This is a genomic window from Bacillus sp. CZDM1 (assembly GCF_055502545.1).
On the sequence record NZ_JBUESO010000002.1, the window covers coordinates 460,827 to 476,103 of the forward strand.

Annotated in this window: 18 protein-coding genes; 3 read left to right on the forward strand and 15 right to left on the reverse strand. The window is 36.7% G+C overall.

The window, feature by feature from the left end:
* Nucleotides 1-10 precede the first annotated feature (10 nt).
* From ACY3XC_RS06750 to ACY3XC_RS06785, 8 genes are all read right to left on the reverse strand, one after another.
* Nucleotides 11-874: a PhzF family phenazine biosynthesis protein gene (locus ACY3XC_RS06750; protein WP_464867876.1), complete on the reverse strand. Its 864-nt coding sequence runs from the start codon at nucleotides 872-874 to the stop codon at nucleotides 11-13.
* A gap of 45 nt (nucleotides 875-919) precedes the next feature.
* Nucleotides 920-1,579, reverse strand: coding sequence for a DUF429 domain-containing protein (locus ACY3XC_RS06755; RefSeq protein ID WP_464867877.1), 660 nt, complete (start codon nucleotides 1,577-1,579; stop codon nucleotides 920-922).
* A gap of 423 nt (nucleotides 1,580-2,002) precedes the next feature.
* The gene (locus ACY3XC_RS06760) at nucleotides 2,003-2,587 is read right to left on the reverse strand and encodes a hypothetical protein (RefSeq protein WP_464867878.1); all 585 of its coding nucleotides are present in this window, start codon (nucleotides 2,585-2,587) and stop codon (nucleotides 2,003-2,005) included.
* A gap of 190 nt (nucleotides 2,588-2,777) precedes the next feature.
* On the reverse strand, nucleotides 2,778-3,278 hold the full coding sequence (locus ACY3XC_RS06765) for an N-acetyltransferase family protein (protein WP_464867879.1): 501 nt from the start codon (nucleotides 3,276-3,278) through the stop codon (nucleotides 2,778-2,780).
* 253 nt (nucleotides 3,279-3,531) lie between these two features.
* Nucleotides 3,532-3,774, reverse strand: coding sequence for a hypothetical protein (locus tag ACY3XC_RS06770; RefSeq protein WP_464867880.1), 243 nt, complete (start codon nucleotides 3,772-3,774; stop codon nucleotides 3,532-3,534).
* Between the two features lie 171 nt (nucleotides 3,775-3,945).
* The gene (locus tag ACY3XC_RS06775; RefSeq protein ID WP_464867881.1) at nucleotides 3,946-4,095 is read right to left on the reverse strand and encodes a hypothetical protein; all 150 of its coding nucleotides are present in this window, start codon (nucleotides 4,093-4,095) and stop codon (nucleotides 3,946-3,948) included.
* A 153-nt stretch (nucleotides 4,096-4,248) separates the two neighbouring features.
* Nucleotides 4,249-4,698: a GNAT family N-acetyltransferase gene (locus ACY3XC_RS06780; RefSeq protein WP_464867882.1), complete on the reverse strand. Its 450-nt coding sequence runs from the start codon at nucleotides 4,696-4,698 to the stop codon at nucleotides 4,249-4,251.
* Between the two features lie 221 nt (nucleotides 4,699-4,919).
* The gene (locus ACY3XC_RS06785; RefSeq protein ID WP_464867883.1) at nucleotides 4,920-5,327 is read right to left on the reverse strand and encodes a RidA family protein; all 408 of its coding nucleotides are present in this window, start codon (nucleotides 5,325-5,327) and stop codon (nucleotides 4,920-4,922) included.
* A gap of 161 nt (nucleotides 5,328-5,488) precedes the next feature.
* On the opposite strand from ACY3XC_RS06785, the gene ACY3XC_RS06790 reads away from it, so the two are divergent.
* Nucleotides 5,489-6,460, forward strand: coding sequence for an NAD(P)-dependent alcohol dehydrogenase (locus ACY3XC_RS06790; RefSeq protein WP_464867884.1), 972 nt, complete (start codon nucleotides 5,489-5,491; stop codon nucleotides 6,458-6,460).
* A gap of 71 nt (nucleotides 6,461-6,531) precedes the next feature.
* On the opposite strand, the gene ACY3XC_RS06795 is transcribed toward ACY3XC_RS06790, so the two are convergent.
* Together ACY3XC_RS06795 and ACY3XC_RS06800 are read right to left on the reverse strand one after the other, a co-directional pair.
* Entirely contained in the window at nucleotides 6,532-7,377 is an 846-nt protein-coding gene (locus tag ACY3XC_RS06795) for an alpha/beta fold hydrolase (RefSeq protein ID WP_464867885.1), read from the reverse strand.
* A 66-nt stretch (nucleotides 7,378-7,443) separates the two neighbouring features.
* Nucleotides 7,444-7,737: an RNA polymerase alpha subunit C-terminal domain-containing protein gene (locus ACY3XC_RS06800; protein WP_464867886.1), complete on the reverse strand. Its 294-nt coding sequence runs from the start codon at nucleotides 7,735-7,737 to the stop codon at nucleotides 7,444-7,446.
* 149 nt (nucleotides 7,738-7,886) lie between these two features.
* Here ACY3XC_RS06800 and ACY3XC_RS06805 point away from each other — a divergent pair, with 149 nt between their 5' ends.
* On the forward strand, nucleotides 7,887-8,099 hold the full coding sequence (locus ACY3XC_RS06805; RefSeq protein ID WP_464867887.1) for a hypothetical protein: 213 nt from the start codon (nucleotides 7,887-7,889) through the stop codon (nucleotides 8,097-8,099).
* Nucleotides 8,100-8,211: 112 nt separating this feature from the next.
* Here the strand turns inward: ACY3XC_RS06805 and ACY3XC_RS06810 are convergent, their stop codons facing one another.
* The 5 genes from ACY3XC_RS06810 to ACY3XC_RS06830 all read right to left on the reverse strand — a co-directional run bounded on the left by ACY3XC_RS06810 (nucleotide 8,212) and on the right by ACY3XC_RS06830 (nucleotide 14,017).
* A complete protein-coding gene (locus tag ACY3XC_RS06810) occupies nucleotides 8,212-8,793 on the reverse strand; it encodes a cupin domain-containing protein (protein WP_464868048.1) in 582 nt (193 codons plus the stop codon).
* Nucleotides 8,794-8,948: 155 nt separating this feature from the next.
* Nucleotides 8,949-9,545, reverse strand: a complete 597-nt coding sequence (locus ACY3XC_RS06815; protein ID WP_464867888.1) for a copper resistance CopC family protein — start codon at nucleotides 9,543-9,545, stop codon at nucleotides 8,949-8,951.
* A 210-nt stretch (nucleotides 9,546-9,755) separates the two neighbouring features.
* A complete protein-coding gene (locus ACY3XC_RS06820) occupies nucleotides 9,756-10,853 on the reverse strand; it encodes an NAD(P)H-dependent flavin oxidoreductase (RefSeq protein WP_464867889.1) in 1,098 nt (365 codons plus the stop codon).
* A 532-nt stretch (nucleotides 10,854-11,385) separates the two neighbouring features.
* Nucleotides 11,386-13,026 (reverse strand): flavin-containing monooxygenase, encoded by a 1,641-nt coding sequence (locus tag ACY3XC_RS06825; RefSeq protein ID WP_464867890.1) that lies wholly within the window; start codon nucleotides 13,024-13,026, stop codon nucleotides 11,386-11,388.
* A 46-nt stretch (nucleotides 13,027-13,072) separates the two neighbouring features.
* The gene (locus ACY3XC_RS06830; RefSeq protein ID WP_464867891.1) at nucleotides 13,073-14,017 is read right to left on the reverse strand and encodes an alpha/beta hydrolase; all 945 of its coding nucleotides are present in this window, start codon (nucleotides 14,015-14,017) and stop codon (nucleotides 13,073-13,075) included.
* Nucleotides 14,018-14,162: 145 nt separating this feature from the next.
* Here ACY3XC_RS06830 and ACY3XC_RS06835 point away from each other — a divergent pair, with 145 nt between their 5' ends.
* Nucleotides 14,163-14,858, forward strand: a complete 696-nt coding sequence (locus ACY3XC_RS06835) for a response regulator transcription factor (RefSeq protein ID WP_464867892.1) — start codon at nucleotides 14,163-14,165, stop codon at nucleotides 14,856-14,858.
* Nucleotides 14,859-15,277 lie beyond the last annotated feature (419 nt).

The following is a 15,277-nucleotide window of genomic DNA, read 5'->3' on the forward strand; positions in this document are numbered from 1 at the left end:
CACTTGATGATTAATACCACTTACCTTCCGAAACTACAATCACTTGCCCGCCGACTTGGATGATATAGTGGTCATCGGTCTTTTTGGAACTTATCTTTAGTAACGATGGCCTGCCAATAAAAGCACCTTGTTCGACACGATAGTTTATTTCATTGGAATTAAAAAAGTTATGTTCCAATAAATAAGCTGCTAAATTTCCATTAGCACTTCCTGTTGCTGGGTCTTCTAGATATCCCGGTATAGGCATATATAATCTAACATTTATATCGTTTTCTGGACTTGCAGTTTCAGTTGTAAAAACCAGTAAATTAACATCTCCCATATCCTTCAAAAGGTCTGCATAGGCTCGATGATAAATTTTACACCGACTTACAGCATCCAATGAATTCAAATGGACAATTACACTTGGTAATCCGGTTGATACAACTTGAATCGGATAATCAGCATTAATATCTTCTCTATTAATTTGTAGTATAGCTGCAATTCTATCAATCTCCACATTAGCTCCAAATTCAGGTTGGTTTTGGGTCATCCAGGCGTATTGATCTTCAAAAACAACTGGTATTTGTCCAACAGGTAGATTAAGTTTAATTTTACTACTATCTGAACGGTCTAATAAGTTCTTGATAACATAGGCTGTTCCGAGGGTTGGATGCCCTGCAAAAGGTAATTCAGAATTAGGAGAGAAAATCTTAACATCATAACCTCCATTTTCCTGTAAGCCCGATATAATAAAGGTTGTTTCCGAAAAGTTCATTTCTCGAGCAATTTTTTTCATTTCGGTTGGTTCCATTTTCCCCTCTGGCATGAAAACAGCCAATTGATTTCCCTCATATTTGTTTTCGGCAAAAACATCAACAATATAATATTTCACCATCATGACTCCTTTCAGACTAGCTCAATTATGGAAAAAACAAGATCAACAGCAATAATCAAAAGGATGTAGCGGTGGATTTGCAGGAAGCAGCCATTTCGGTTTGAATAATGGGTCCCGCCAATGCCATGCACTTAAAGCAGCTGCACATGCATCGATGGTATGGCTTTCTTCCTCAATAGATTTAGGAAGCTGCCTTAATTGCTGCTCACCCAGCCAGTTTCGAATAAAACCTCTCGATGGCAAGTCTTCTTTATATTTCAAAACATAGTGCAAATCTTCTTTAGTAAGTCTTGATCCAATGGCGGCACCTGGGTGAACTTCTACAATGGAGATTGGATAAAAAGTCTTCATATTTTCAATTTCTCTTGTTAGTTTAATCCCTCTCAATGTAAGATAGACCATTCGATTGAGAGTGGGAGGCATGATGGAGCCAGATTTCATTCCCAGCGAAATAATAAACTGTCTCAGCAGCTTATCCCCTTGTCTGTCTCCGCCTCCATCCTCATATGACAAGGGAGCATCCATTCCGATAATGACTTCATCTAATTTACTTTGAATCTTAATTTCTTCCAAGATATCTAGGTCTCCGATATTACTCATTAATTTAATAAATTTTAGTTCGCTACCCTGTTTTTCAAATACTGTTAAAACTGTATCCTTGTGATTACTCGGACCAGACAAATCAATACCTATAATTCTCATGGAATATCGTCTCTTTCAATTTTGGTATTAATAAAAAAAGCTGCTATTCACTAATTCTAGCAAACAGCAGCTATTATTTCACCATCTTATGAATAAATCCAACAATTTTCAATCTATTACCTATAAATTCATTTCAATATCTCGGTTTACTTTATAATTCATATTTCTAAAGAAAATGATTATACAAAGAATCGTCGTTAAATTGATTAGAGGGATTATAAATATCGCAGGAAACACGTTAACTCCCACAAGAGCCATTCCAGTAATCTTACCTGTAAGAGCGGTCATTAATAATGATAAAAAAACTAAATATACTGGCCCTAATAAATACCCAATAGGAGCCCGTTTAATCAAACAGATGCCTGAAATAAACGAGATTGGCAGAAATAGTGCTAAATCAAATCCTTGAACAATTAGGGTTGTTTAATGATCTAAATCGATGGGAATCACTTCTTTAAAAAGGGGAGGAAGAACAACCTGCAGCCACAAACTACCTATAACTACGGCATTAAAAATTAAAAATCCACCTAAAAACTTAACAGGAAGCCTTGGATGAAAATACTTACTAAGATTCTCAAAATATAGTGAAAATAGCGTTAAGGTCAGTGCAAAGAAACTTGCTGATAATAACAGGACATATACTAAAAACAAGGGATTAAACATCGCCATAGCTAAATAAAAGAGGTAGGTCAGGAAGAAATAGAGCAGCGATCCTGAAAGCATTATTCTCTCCTTTAATGAACCTTTTCTTGCAAAATATAGTGCAGTCAAAAGGAATGGGATGGCAATGAACAATGTAACAACATCCTGTGCGATTCCTTGAATTGCTACATCCGCTGACATATCCTGATAAATACCTTTACCGAAAATCGTGACTGTTTCACCGCGTATAGAAATATGCTCATATTCGCCAGGACCGCTTTTTGAAAAGATTCCTGCAGTTGTAGCAATTATAGCTAAAATAGATATGCCATAAACTAGCAGACTGACAGCCTTTTTATACTTCATTTTTGATTTCCACCCTTAAATTAATGTTTTTAGAACCAGAACAACTCCATTCACATTTATTATATATACATATTAAGGAAATTGAGGTAAATATTATGGCGATATTTCTAAAAATTATGTTATATTGGGCAAAAAAAATCCCAGATATTAATATATCCAGGGGGATTTTTCATAAGGATTACATTAAATATTAGTTTAAAATTTTATAATATAAAACGGTGGTATCCAGCTCTCCTTCACCTGAAAGGGCAAAGTTAGGAATTTTTCCTGCCTGAATATATCCAAGTGATTGATAAAGGAAATTGGAAGGGTCCCCTTCCCTTGTATCCAGGACTAGTAAAGTCCTTCCTTCATTAATCGCTCTTTCTTTAGCTACTTTCATTAAGGAACGCGCTACTCCTTTACGTCTAGAATTGGGACCTGTCATCAATTTTGCTATCTCAGCTCGATGAAGACCATTCTGCTTTGTGCATAAATGAAGTTGGATAGTTCCGACAATTTCATTATTTATTTTTGCGATAAATAATATAGTATCTGGTTTTAATACAGTTTGCCAATATTTTCTCGCATCTGATAGCTTCATAGGCGGTAAAAAGCCTATTGATGCCCCGCCATCCACCACCTTAACCAAAAGTTCAGAGAGTGAATCTATATGGGTCTCAATGGATTTAAGTTCTTCAAATTTCAACATACTTAACACCTCCATCGGAAAAATTTGTAGAAATATTCAAAAGTAAGTAGAAATGAAGATAATTTGTTCTATCCTATCCCTCTGTTATCATTTCATGCTTGTATACTCAAAAATTGTTAATATAATGAAGATTATACGATGGAAAAAAGGTGATGCCAATGATTTCTAAAAATGAATCTCATCATCAGGCTATTTTAGAGCATAAAAAAAAGGCTGCGTGCCGCAACCTTAAGTTTAAAATGATCGTATTTTTTTAAGCGTATTTTATGCCAGCAAGCTTGATATTGTTACTATCACTTGACCCGCAAGGTGTTACGGCATAGGTCATTTCACATTTTGGGCAATTCATAACAACTGTTTCTAACATAAACGTTTCTCCACACTTACAGTTAATCTTATGTGCAACTGTTGGAGCAAGTTTATCTTTCCCTTTACTTTTTACATGATCAACGACGTCTTTTCCATCTCTAATATGTGAGGAACAACCACAACTCATTCTTAACCCTCCAAGGATGTAAATTATATTACCTAGTAGATTAAGAATAGCATAGGTATATGGACTTCAATCACTCTAAATTCAAACAGATTATGAATATTATTGACCTAAGAATATAAAAAAAGAAGACTTCTAAACTAGATGTCTTCTTTGGAAAGTAATCTATTTCATTTAATGTATTCGAATCATTTCATAAATATCTTCATCATGATGAACTCTTGTATGCTTGGATTCAATCCGTTCAAATTCTTCAATTTCTTCATTATACATTGCCTCGCCAAACCACCAGTTTTTGAATTCAAGAAAAAGTTCTGTTAGCATCTTGATTCCTCCAGATACGGTTAATGGATTTCTTATACTCTTATTATACATGTGAATCACTTCACATAAAAGCGCTTCCATAATAGGCGGAATAGGAAAATAATAGTGAATAATTAGAAAATAGCGATAGTCCTAAGGCGAAATGATAGCGATTTAAGTGGATTTCCATTCATATAGAATATCTGCTAAATTTTCTTCATTTTCATGCCCTTTGCCAATTATTTTAAATCCATGTTTTTCATAGAATCGTTGTGCCATTTTATTCACTTCAAATGTATATAATGTTAATCTTCCTTCTGAATTACGTTTGGCTATTTCTAGTAATGTTTGGCCTATTCCAATACTTTGGTAACTATTATGTATATATAGCTGACTTATTTCAGTATGATTATAGGCAATCATACCAACTACTTTATGATCCATTAACGCTAAATCTATTTGAAAGTGTTTAGTCAATATATGATTTAAAAAGTTTACGTGATTTTCAAAGCTGTGAATTTCCTTTTGACCAATAGCCTTTTCTTTGCTCTCTCTCCACATTTGTACTGTTTGGTCTGCATACTTCGGATCAAACTGAGTAATGATGATTTTGTGTTTCTGCATAATACGATCCCCTCAATTTTGTTGGGAACGGATTCCGTTCCCCTTTTTTTATTTTGGCTGTTTTCGCAAAGATTGTTGTTTTTATTATTGGTTAATAACGTTTTTTGCTTAAGTCGCCTCTGGTTCGGACACTATGACTCTAAAGTTCATCAAAATTGTCCGAAGTAGCGATTAATTTAGAGTAATTTGTATAGAAAGCAACAAGTTTACGAAAAGAGCCTTTATTTTTTATCTACTGCAGCTACTGCCTCAATTTCTACCAATTGATTTCTGTATCCCAACACCGTAACCCCAGATAAAGTACTTGGAACATCATGATCACCAAATTCTTTTCGAATCGTATCCCAGGCGGTTACTAGATCTGATTGACTTTGAGTAGCAACAAGAACTCTTGTATAGACAACGTCTTTCAATGAGGCTCCACATTCTTTCAATGCCTCTTTCAAATTCTCAACACAAAGGTTTGCTTGCATTTCATAATCACTTGATTCAGGTACGATTCCCTCTTTTGTAAGCGGACAGGCTCCAGCTAGAAATAGAATATCCATTCCCACAGGAATTCGACTTGCGTAGGCATAATCGACTTGGGCTAAATTGGTAGAATGAATGAGTGATATTTTTTTGGTCATTTTGACCTTCCTCCTTATATTCTAATTTCTATAGTGTAATTGTAACAAATTAACATGGATTATGTAGTGAAAGTCCTCCAACTGGAATATCTATTTAGCTAGGTGTTTAAATTTCCAGAGATATTTTTTTAAAAGCTAATATTTTCAATGGAGGGGCATTTATGAAAGCGATAGTATATAAAAAATATGGTCCACCAGATGTTCTTAAAGTATCAGAGGTTGCAAAACCTATTCCTAATGACAATCAAGTATTAGTCAAAGTTCATGCAGCATCAGTGAATTTTGGAAACCTGGTTCTTTTAAAGGGAGAACCATTCTTGGCCCGTTTAGCTTTTGGTCTTCTAAAACCAAAATACTCCATTCCCGGTGGTGACGTAGCTGGGACGGTTGAAGCAGTTGGCAAAGATGTTAGCCAATTTCAACCTGGAGATGAAGTGTTCGGAGATTTGTCCAGCAGTGGCTGGGGTGCTTATGCTGAATTTGTGGCAGTTCCTGAAATGGCATTAGCCTTAAAACCAGTCAATATGTCCTTTGAAGAAGCGGCGGCTGCACCGATGGCAGGAGTCACTGCCTTACAGGGTCTCCGGGATAAAGGCAAAATTCAATCAGGACAAAAGGTATTAATTAATGGTGCTTCTGGTGGTGTGGGGACTTTTGCCGTACAGATTGCCAAAGCATTGGGGGCAGAGGTTACAGGTGTCTGTAGTACAAGACATTTAGATATTTTGCAATCGCTTGGAGCAGATCACGTCATTGACTACAAAAAGGAAAGGTTTACGGAAAGTAAGAATACCTATGACCTAATTCTTGGTGTTAATGGTCACCAACCCCTTTCGGATTATAAGCGTGCCTTAAAACCTAATGGGATATTTGTTCACGTTGGAGGTTCCGGGTTTCAAATGTTTCAGGCTATGACAGTGGGAGCTTGGATTTCAAAGACCTCGAGTAAAAAAATGGGGACCTTTTTACAAAGAGCTAATCAAAAGGATCTTATTTTACTGAAAGAGATGATGGAATCCGGTAAAGTAAAACCTGTCATTGATAGACGGTACACATTAAGTGAGGTTCCCGAAGCATTTAGATACTTTGAACAAGGGCATGCTCAAGGAAAAGTTATCATTACAGTGGAATAAATACCTTCAAGAAGGAATATCCCCCAAAGTAATCTCTCTGGGGGTTTCTATCATGGATTGAGAAGTTTTGCTTATTGGTTATTCACCCATTTTATTATTTCAGAACTAACTTCCTCTGCGTTATCCCATTGAATCATATGGCTGGTATCCTCTATTTTAATAATAGTAGTCTCTTTAATATCCTTCTTTAATTGGGCTATTCCTTTTTCCCTTGCTGCATGTAATTCTTTTGGTTCTGTTGCATGAATTAATAATATAGGCAATCTAATATAAGGATATGTAGTTGAAAAAGGTTCTTTAAAAAATGCCTTTATGATGGATAAAATAGTAAATTTCGAGGCGATGAGTTCATACTTTTCTTTCTTAGAGAATATGGAAGTTAGTGACTGTTCAATGGCAGCATTCCAACGCTTTGTGTATGTACTGTACTCTGCGAGAATCTCTTCCCAATTACCATAATTGGCATTATCGATATAGGTGCTCCATCCTTCATAGGCTGTAGAAAATGTCATTTCCTTTTGAAATTCTGGAAAAGTAAAACCACCATCAAGTAGAATAATTCCCTTAATTTTGTCAGGAAAATCTTTAACATAATGTAAGGCTACATCTGCTCCCCATGAATGTCCTAATATATAAAATGGTTTGTCCAATATGGAATCAAATACCTTTTCATACCATGAGGCCAAATTCGAAAATAAATAGTCTTCTTCATTCTTAAAAGATGTGCTTTTCCCATGCCCGGGTTGATCAATTAAAATCAGATGGAAATGATTAGATAATTTCTTACTTAGTTCTGCGAAACTATAATTTGCACTGCCAGCTAATCCGTGCAGGCAGACAATCGTTGGATTTCTACTATTTCCATCCACAAAATAACTTACCCTATCCCCATTCAACTCTAAAATGATATTTTCCATTTTGACCTCTCCCCTTTGAGTGACCTTTTGCCTTTAAACCTAAATAGAAGCAATTTCCTTATTTGTTTATTCTTTAAAGGATAAGCCTTCTTCCTTTAATGCTGACCTAAGTTTAGGTAAAGAAGCTGGCCCCATTCCATGAAATTTCAAAATTTCCTTTTCAGTATAGGTTGATAAGTCCTGCATAGAAGTGATTCCATTGTTTTCCAATGCTCGTCTTGCTGGTGATGAGAGTATTGAAAGAAATCCGCTTTCAGGTCTTCGTTCTTCCTCACAAGTCGGACAGGTTGGACAATCACTACTCTTGTAATACTTGTGTCCTTTGACACAAACTCTTAAAGTTTTTTCTGAAGTTGTCATTTTACAAAATTTCCTCCTCAGTTTTTAAGTAAGTACATCATATACCATTCTCATAAAATTTTCCTATTGAAACGACTCTAAATATTCTTGTTGAATTCAAAGGAGAAAACGTCCTTTATGTCGAATTAATAGATAAAGGGGTTGGCCCAATGAATAAAGTTGATTTATTAAAAAATCTTCGCAATGCCAGTCAAAGTAATTTATTTTCAACCGAGATTCCGAAGTCCACTAAAGAAGATGAAAAAAAGATTGAGAAATGGGTTGGAGAATTAGAAAGTGAAGGAAAGATTAAGTTAAGAGAATGTGTACAGCGGGAATACTCCGTTTATTTACATGGAATCATCAAATATGCATCCGAATAATCGGGTGTTTTTTTTGCATGCGAAACTAGTACGAATAAATGAGGCGTCAATTCATCTTGAATCAACGCCTCATTTATTTGAGTATCGGATTATTTAGTTAAAATCCTAATTGTTATTCATGATTTTCTTCTGCAGCCATTGCATCTGCCTTCGTCCTATGAACAGTCCCAAATGGATGTTCAGGTGGAGCATAGATCGAATAAAGTTTCAGTGGTGTATTCCCTGTATTGGTTACATTGTGCCATTTGCCTGCAGGTACCATGATGGCAAAATCATCAGATACTTTTGCTTGAAAAGTTAAATTATCTTTTGAATCACCCATTTGAACGATTCCATGACCCTCTTCAATACGTAGGAATTGATCAACATCGGGGTGCATCTCTAATCCAATATCCTCCCCCATGTTGATACTCATCAAAGTAACCTGCAGATAACTCCCTGTCCATAAAGTTGTTCGAAATGTACTGTTTTGTTTAGTAGCTTCCTCAATATTCACTACAAATGGTTGTTTCCCATAATCTTTAATTTCTATATTTCTCTGATTTATAGATTGCCAATACTGATATCGATTTGCATAATCTAACTCATTCAGATAACCCCAATACAAATCTTGCCTTCCATAGTCATACATTGGCACGTTCACATAATACGGATTTTGATATGGATATGGGTAGGTATAAGGAACATAGTACATCTTGCTCATTCCCTTCAAAATAATAATCTAGGTATTCTATTCACTTTTGTGACGAAATGTACGTATAGATTGAGTATCACAATAAAAAAGACAAGAAATATAAATTCCTTGTCTTTAAAGATATAAAATTTTTGTTAATCATAAACGATGTATATTTATGATTTACGCTTCTTCTTCCCGGTAAAAAATAAAAGTACAATTCCAAATATCACAATTAAGATAATAAAAACTGTAATTAACATGGTTGGTGAGTCGTTATCATTTTGCTCGTCCGTTTTCTCTACTGTGTCTGATGCTGTATTTTGATCTTCACTATTTTGTTCTATTTGATCAGTCTGACTGTCATCCTCTAGATTTGCTTCGCTCTCCTCGGGAGTAACAGGATTTGCCTCTACTGCATTTTGATCCATTTGAACAACAAAATTAATTTCACCTTTTATCGGATGGCCATCTTCCCCGACAATCATCCATTGGATTATGTAAGAGCCATTCTCTAATGGTTTTGCAAGTGTTCCAGTCAATTGCATATTTTCAACTTTGATTTCCTCTAATGGAATTTTATTTCCGTCCCTAACCAAATCCATCGTGCTTAATTCCTCGATAGAAGTACCAAACGTAAGAATAATTTGTTCAAGGTTCTCTGTTACAACTTGTCCTTCTGATGGATTAGATGAAGATAAACTTGTGTGTGCACTTACAAATGAAGGTAGAATCAGCAAGGTACAGAACAAGAATAAAATGATTTTTTTCAAGGTAAGGCTCCTTTCGTTCTTATACATGATGTAATTAATATAATCGATTTATGACTAAACTAGTACTTGAATCCTAGCATATTCATATTAACACGTTGAGTATGTAGTTTTAATGCCTATGAACAATTTCACAAAAGTTTCACAGATAGTCCTTGTCTAGATAAAAAAAGGCGAATGTCCATATAGAACAATCGCACGTCGTTAGAATCACTAATCAACTGTTATATTAGTAAGGTGTTTATTTATATTTGTTGCTTCAGATATAATATCTTTCATTAAAGCTTCAACAGTTTGATTTTTGGCTAATCTAGGACTTTGACCAGACCAGAGTGAAAGGAAGTCTGGGTTATTTTGGGAAGAAGCAGCTTTTCGAATATGTTGGGTTAGAGTATTTTGAACAGGAAAATTGGGTAAAGACTCTTCATGATTCTTCAAGTCGGCAATAAATTTATTATTAATTCCTCTTGCCCATTTGCCTGAAAAAGATCGTGTTAACACCGTTTGGTCTTCTTTTGCGTGAAGAATGGCTTCTTTATAAACTTTATGAGCTCCACTTTCTATACAGGTTAAGAAAGCTGTACCCATTTGAACGCCCTTTGCTCCCAAGCATAGGGCGGCCATCAGCCCTCTCCCATCCATAATTCCTCCAGCACCAATCACAGGAATACTAACATGATCAACAACCTGTGGAATCAATGACATTAAACCTATTAAACTCGCTTGGTCTTCACCCCTAAAGTTCCCCCGGTGACCACCCGCTTCACTGCCCTGGACAACAACCATATCCATCCCTAACTTTTCAATTTCTAGCGCTTCCTCCACAGTGGTTGCTGTTCCCATTAGAATAATGTTATGGTATTTTAACTCAGCGATCACTTCAATGGAAGGAACACCAAAAGTAAATGAACACACAGGGAGTTTTTCTTCAATGACAATTTTGATTTGTTCATTAAATGTTTCAAATAAATGATTAGATGTTGGAATTTCCATTCTATCATTTTGGTCAATATGTAATTGCTCACAAATGGGCTGTAAAAGTTGAGATGCTGCTTTTATTTCATTTTCAGTCCAACTAAATTCGTTAGGAACAAAAAGATTTATGCCAAATGGATTGGATGTTAACTGCTTTATTTCTCTGATCTGCTCACGGATTTGGCCCGGTGTCATGTAGCCGGCCCCAATCATTCCAAGGCCTCCGGAATTTGAAACCTCCGCCACTAATTTTGAAGATGTTACGCCTCCTGCCATAGGGGCTTGGATAATCGGAAACTCAATTTTTAGAAGCTTTGTCATTATATTCTTAATCATCCCTTACACCTCTAGTAAACTATTATTTTTTATTAAAAAAGCTCTCGTAAAGTGCATCAAATATAAACATAATATAAGTTTACTATATTAGTGAAAATAATGGTAAGGTTAACAGCTTTATACAATAAATATCAAAATGATTTTTATTAAAAGTAAGGCTGTGTTATTATTCATTGTTGATTTTCGTGTATGGTTGATCATTCATAGGCGGAGAATTTCCGGCTAATGTATATAAAGGAACCTTAAGAAGCAGATATAAGCGGAAATATTCCGGTTAACTGCTTTAAATTAGACAAAATCCAATGATTTTGGATACCATAAGCGGAAAAACTCCGCTTATTATGAAGGTAAAAATGGCTATTTCACAATTTAAGCGGGAATTCTCCGCTTATTTTCCAAACACAGTAAAATCAACATTTAGCTTTTACAAAGAAAAAACGAGACCATCATATATGGGCCCGTTCGATTCGTTCATTAACTATAATTTAAATGAAGGATTGTACGAACTACAATCTCATTACGTCAAATCTTTCTATTTAATACTACCTTGAATAGAAGCCGGAGCTTTTTCAAAATGAAAGCCTTCGTACCCATTGGCCGCGATTTCAGCACATTTCTCGCGGTATGCTCCGACACCACCTAAGTAGATTAAAAATCTACGCGTCTTTCCAGGGATGTTGGCACCAGTGTACCAGGAATCTGCCTTTGAGAAGAGCGTTGCATTTGCGACCTCTCCGCAATGCTTACTCCAGGCTTCCTCGGCTTCAACGTTTGCTTCAATTGTTTCCATATTATTTTCACACATATATTCAATACAATCGGAGATCCACTCTACATGCTGCTCAATGGAAACCGGCATGTTACTCAAAACGGAAGGACTTTCTGGTCCGGTAATCATGAAGAAATTAGGGAATCCGGCATTCGCAACACCTAGGTAGGTTCTTGTATTTTCTCCCCCATTCCATTTTTCCTTCAATGATACTCCGTCTTTACCACGGATATCCATTTTTAACAATGGACCTGTCATGCCATCAAAACCGGTAGCAAAAACAAGGACATCAACCTCATACTCGCCTTCAGTCGTACGCAGCCCTTTTTCTGTAATTTCTTCAATTGGATTCTTCTTAACATCTATTAAAGAAACATTATCTCGATTATAGGTTTCATAGTAATCGGTGTCGATGATTGGCCGCTTTGTTCCGTAGTAATACGAAGGCATCAGCTTTTCAGCAACATCAGGCTTTTGAACAATCGCGCGAATTTTTGAACGGATGAATTCGGAAGCCGTTTTGTTTGCCTCCTCATTGACGGTAATGTCATAGTAGGAGGTGAAAATTCCTTGACCGCCAATTCGCCATGCTTCCTCATATTTCTCCAGACGTTCTTCAGGTGTTACCTCAAGCGCTGATTTCGTCGGTATGTCACCAGGCGCTCCTCCAGTAGACTCGCGCATTTGCCGCTTGATTTCTTGGAAATTTTCTTTTGCTTGACGTATATACTCAGGATCATACGGATGATTTCTCGCTGGAGCACTATACTGCGGTGTCCGTTGGAAAACAGTTAAATGGGCAGCCTCTTTTGCGATAGCAGGAATCGCCTGAACTCCGCTCGAACCAGTCCCAATAATACCAACTGTTTTGCCAGTGAAATCAACTTTTGTATGTGGCCAATGTCCAGTGTGATAATAGTCTCCTTTGAAGTTTTCTAAGCCATTAAATTTAGGAAGATTCGAAGCAGAAAGACAACCCACTCCAGTAATAAAGTATTTCGCAGTAACAGTGCTACCATCATTTAGAGAAATCTGCCAAATCTTATTCTCTTCGTCATATTGGGCTGCATGAACGCGAGTATTAAACTGAATATCAGGTCGTAACTCAAACTTATCAGCGACAAAGTTAAGATATTTTAAGATTTCGGGCTGCTCTGGATATCGAGAGGACCATGTCCACTCTCGGTATAGCTCTTCGGAAAAAGTATAATTATAATAGATACTCTCAGAATCACAGCGTGCTCCTGGATAACGGTTCCAATACCAGGTGCCGCCAACCCCATCTGCTGCTTCATAAACACGAGTCGATAATCCTAATTCACGTAAACGATAAAGCATATACATTCCTGAAAAGCCTGCACCAATTACTACCGCATCAAAATTAGTCTCTTTTGCAGATGTCAAAAGCATTCCCTCCTAAATTAAGGTTCAGATTTTTCTTCTATGAAAATTAGACTCTACTTACCTCTTGGTCAACTTTACTTAAAAATGCCGCAAATTTATCGATTGCACCTTTGATATCATCAGGGAAAACAGCCATATTTGTGAAAAATCCATGGATTAAGCCTTCCTCGCGTGAAGTCTCAACGGTAACTCCAGCTTCCTTAAGCCGCTCGGCATAGGCTTCCCCTTCATCTCTTAAGACATCAAACTCTGCTGTTAGTACATAAGCAGGTGGCAGCTTACGTAAATCCTCCTCAAGAATCGGTGCAACAAGAACATTTTTTGCATCCTCTTCGTTTCGGATATAATAATTGCCAAACCAAATCATTAGGTCTCTATCTAAACCAAATCCTTCTTTAAAGTCCTGATAGGATTGAGAATCATAGCTTAGTGCAGTTACTGGATAAATTAGCACCTGGCCAGCAATAGCAGGTCCATTTTCATCTCTTGATTTCAAGGTCATAGCAGCAGCAAGATTACCTCCAGCACTATCACCACCTACAACAATATTGGAAGCGTTTCCATTTAAGGACGCAGCATTTTCACTTACCCATTGCAGAGCTGCGTATGAATCCTCAACAGGAACAGGAAACTTATGTTCCGGTGCAAGGCGATAATCTACTGAAACCACAATTCTCCCAGTTTTGTTCGCAAGCATTCTGCAGCTAGCATCCGATATAGCAATATCACCAATTACCCATCCTCCGCCATGGTAATAAACAAAAATCGGGAATGGACCTTGACCTTCCGGGGTATAAATTCGGACATTTATTTCTGCACCATCAACTGGGACAAGTCTGTCTTCAATCTTCGCAAGGGGTGCAAGCTCTACCTCTACTGGGGGTGCCATAGCAAACATATCTCTGACTGTTTGTGGTTCTAATGAAGCAATCGGCGGCATTTGCTTAAACGCTTCTAAATACATAAGGGACTGTGGTTTTAAATTTGCCATTGGTCATCATCCTTTCCTTGTAAAAAGATTTAAATCCTTTTTAGGGATTAGCACCTATTAGTACTATCTAAATGTTACAATCTTTTGTATAATTTGAATATTCCTAATTTTATAGGTGTCCAATCCCCCAAAAGGAGATGATAGTTTGCCATCGCAGCATACCTTGATGGAAAAGATTGTACAACTTGAAGAAGCAGCATGTCATGAAGAAAAACTGTATAAGATTCTTGAAGTCTACATGTCTCTCTACCCTGTACGAAATGCTTATCTATTTCGCTATTCTCCATTAGGTTATCTTGGGGAAGGAGTTTTAATGTTAAATTCAACCGGCATCGTCTATATTAACGAAATTCGCGATAATGTTCGTACTTTGCCTATCATCCATACTGCGATTTTAGAGAGGAAAGCGAAGTATTGTTCTGGAATTGAATTTTTAAAACAAACAAGCAGTAAGTATATTCTTACGTCGAATATAAACTCTATGGCTGTTGTCCCGATTAGTTTCAGTTCAATCGTCATTGGCTATATTTGTACGACGGAATTTTCCGAGGATGCATTACTAGACGAACAAACCCTCTCCTCACTCACTGACTATGGGAGAATGGTTGGAAAATATATGGAGCAGTCCGAAGAATTAAAAGAATCACCAAACCTAAGCAAAAGAGAATTAGAGGTAATGAGGAAGATTTCGTGGGGAGAAAGCATGAAGGAAATGGCAGCCACGATGGATATTAGTGAATTAACCGTAAAACAATATGTAAAATCTGCGATCAAAAAACTTGGTGCTCACAACCGTTCCCATGCGGTGGGTGTACTTTTAAGAAAAGGGATTATTTCTTAGGGTGGAAGCGTTTACTTAATAGAATCATTTTTATATTGAAAAGTTAAACCTCTACGACTACAAAAAATTTTGTGTTCGTAGAGGTTTAACTATTAACTCAAGGCTCTTTTCGTAAACTTTGTTGCTTTCTGTACAAATTACTCTAAATTAATCGCTACTTCGGACAAGTTTGATGAACTTTAGAGTCATGGTGTCCGAACCAGATGCGACTTCAGACAAGTTCCATGAATCTAAGAGTCATAGTGTCCGAACCAGTGGCAACTTCAGACAAGTTCGATGAATTTAAGAGTCCTGGTGTCTGAACCTGAGGTGACTTCAGACAAGTTCGATGGATCTAAGAGTCATGGTGTCTGAACCTGTGGCAACTTCAGACAAGTTTGATGAATCTAATAGTCCTGGTGTCCGAACCTGTGGTAACT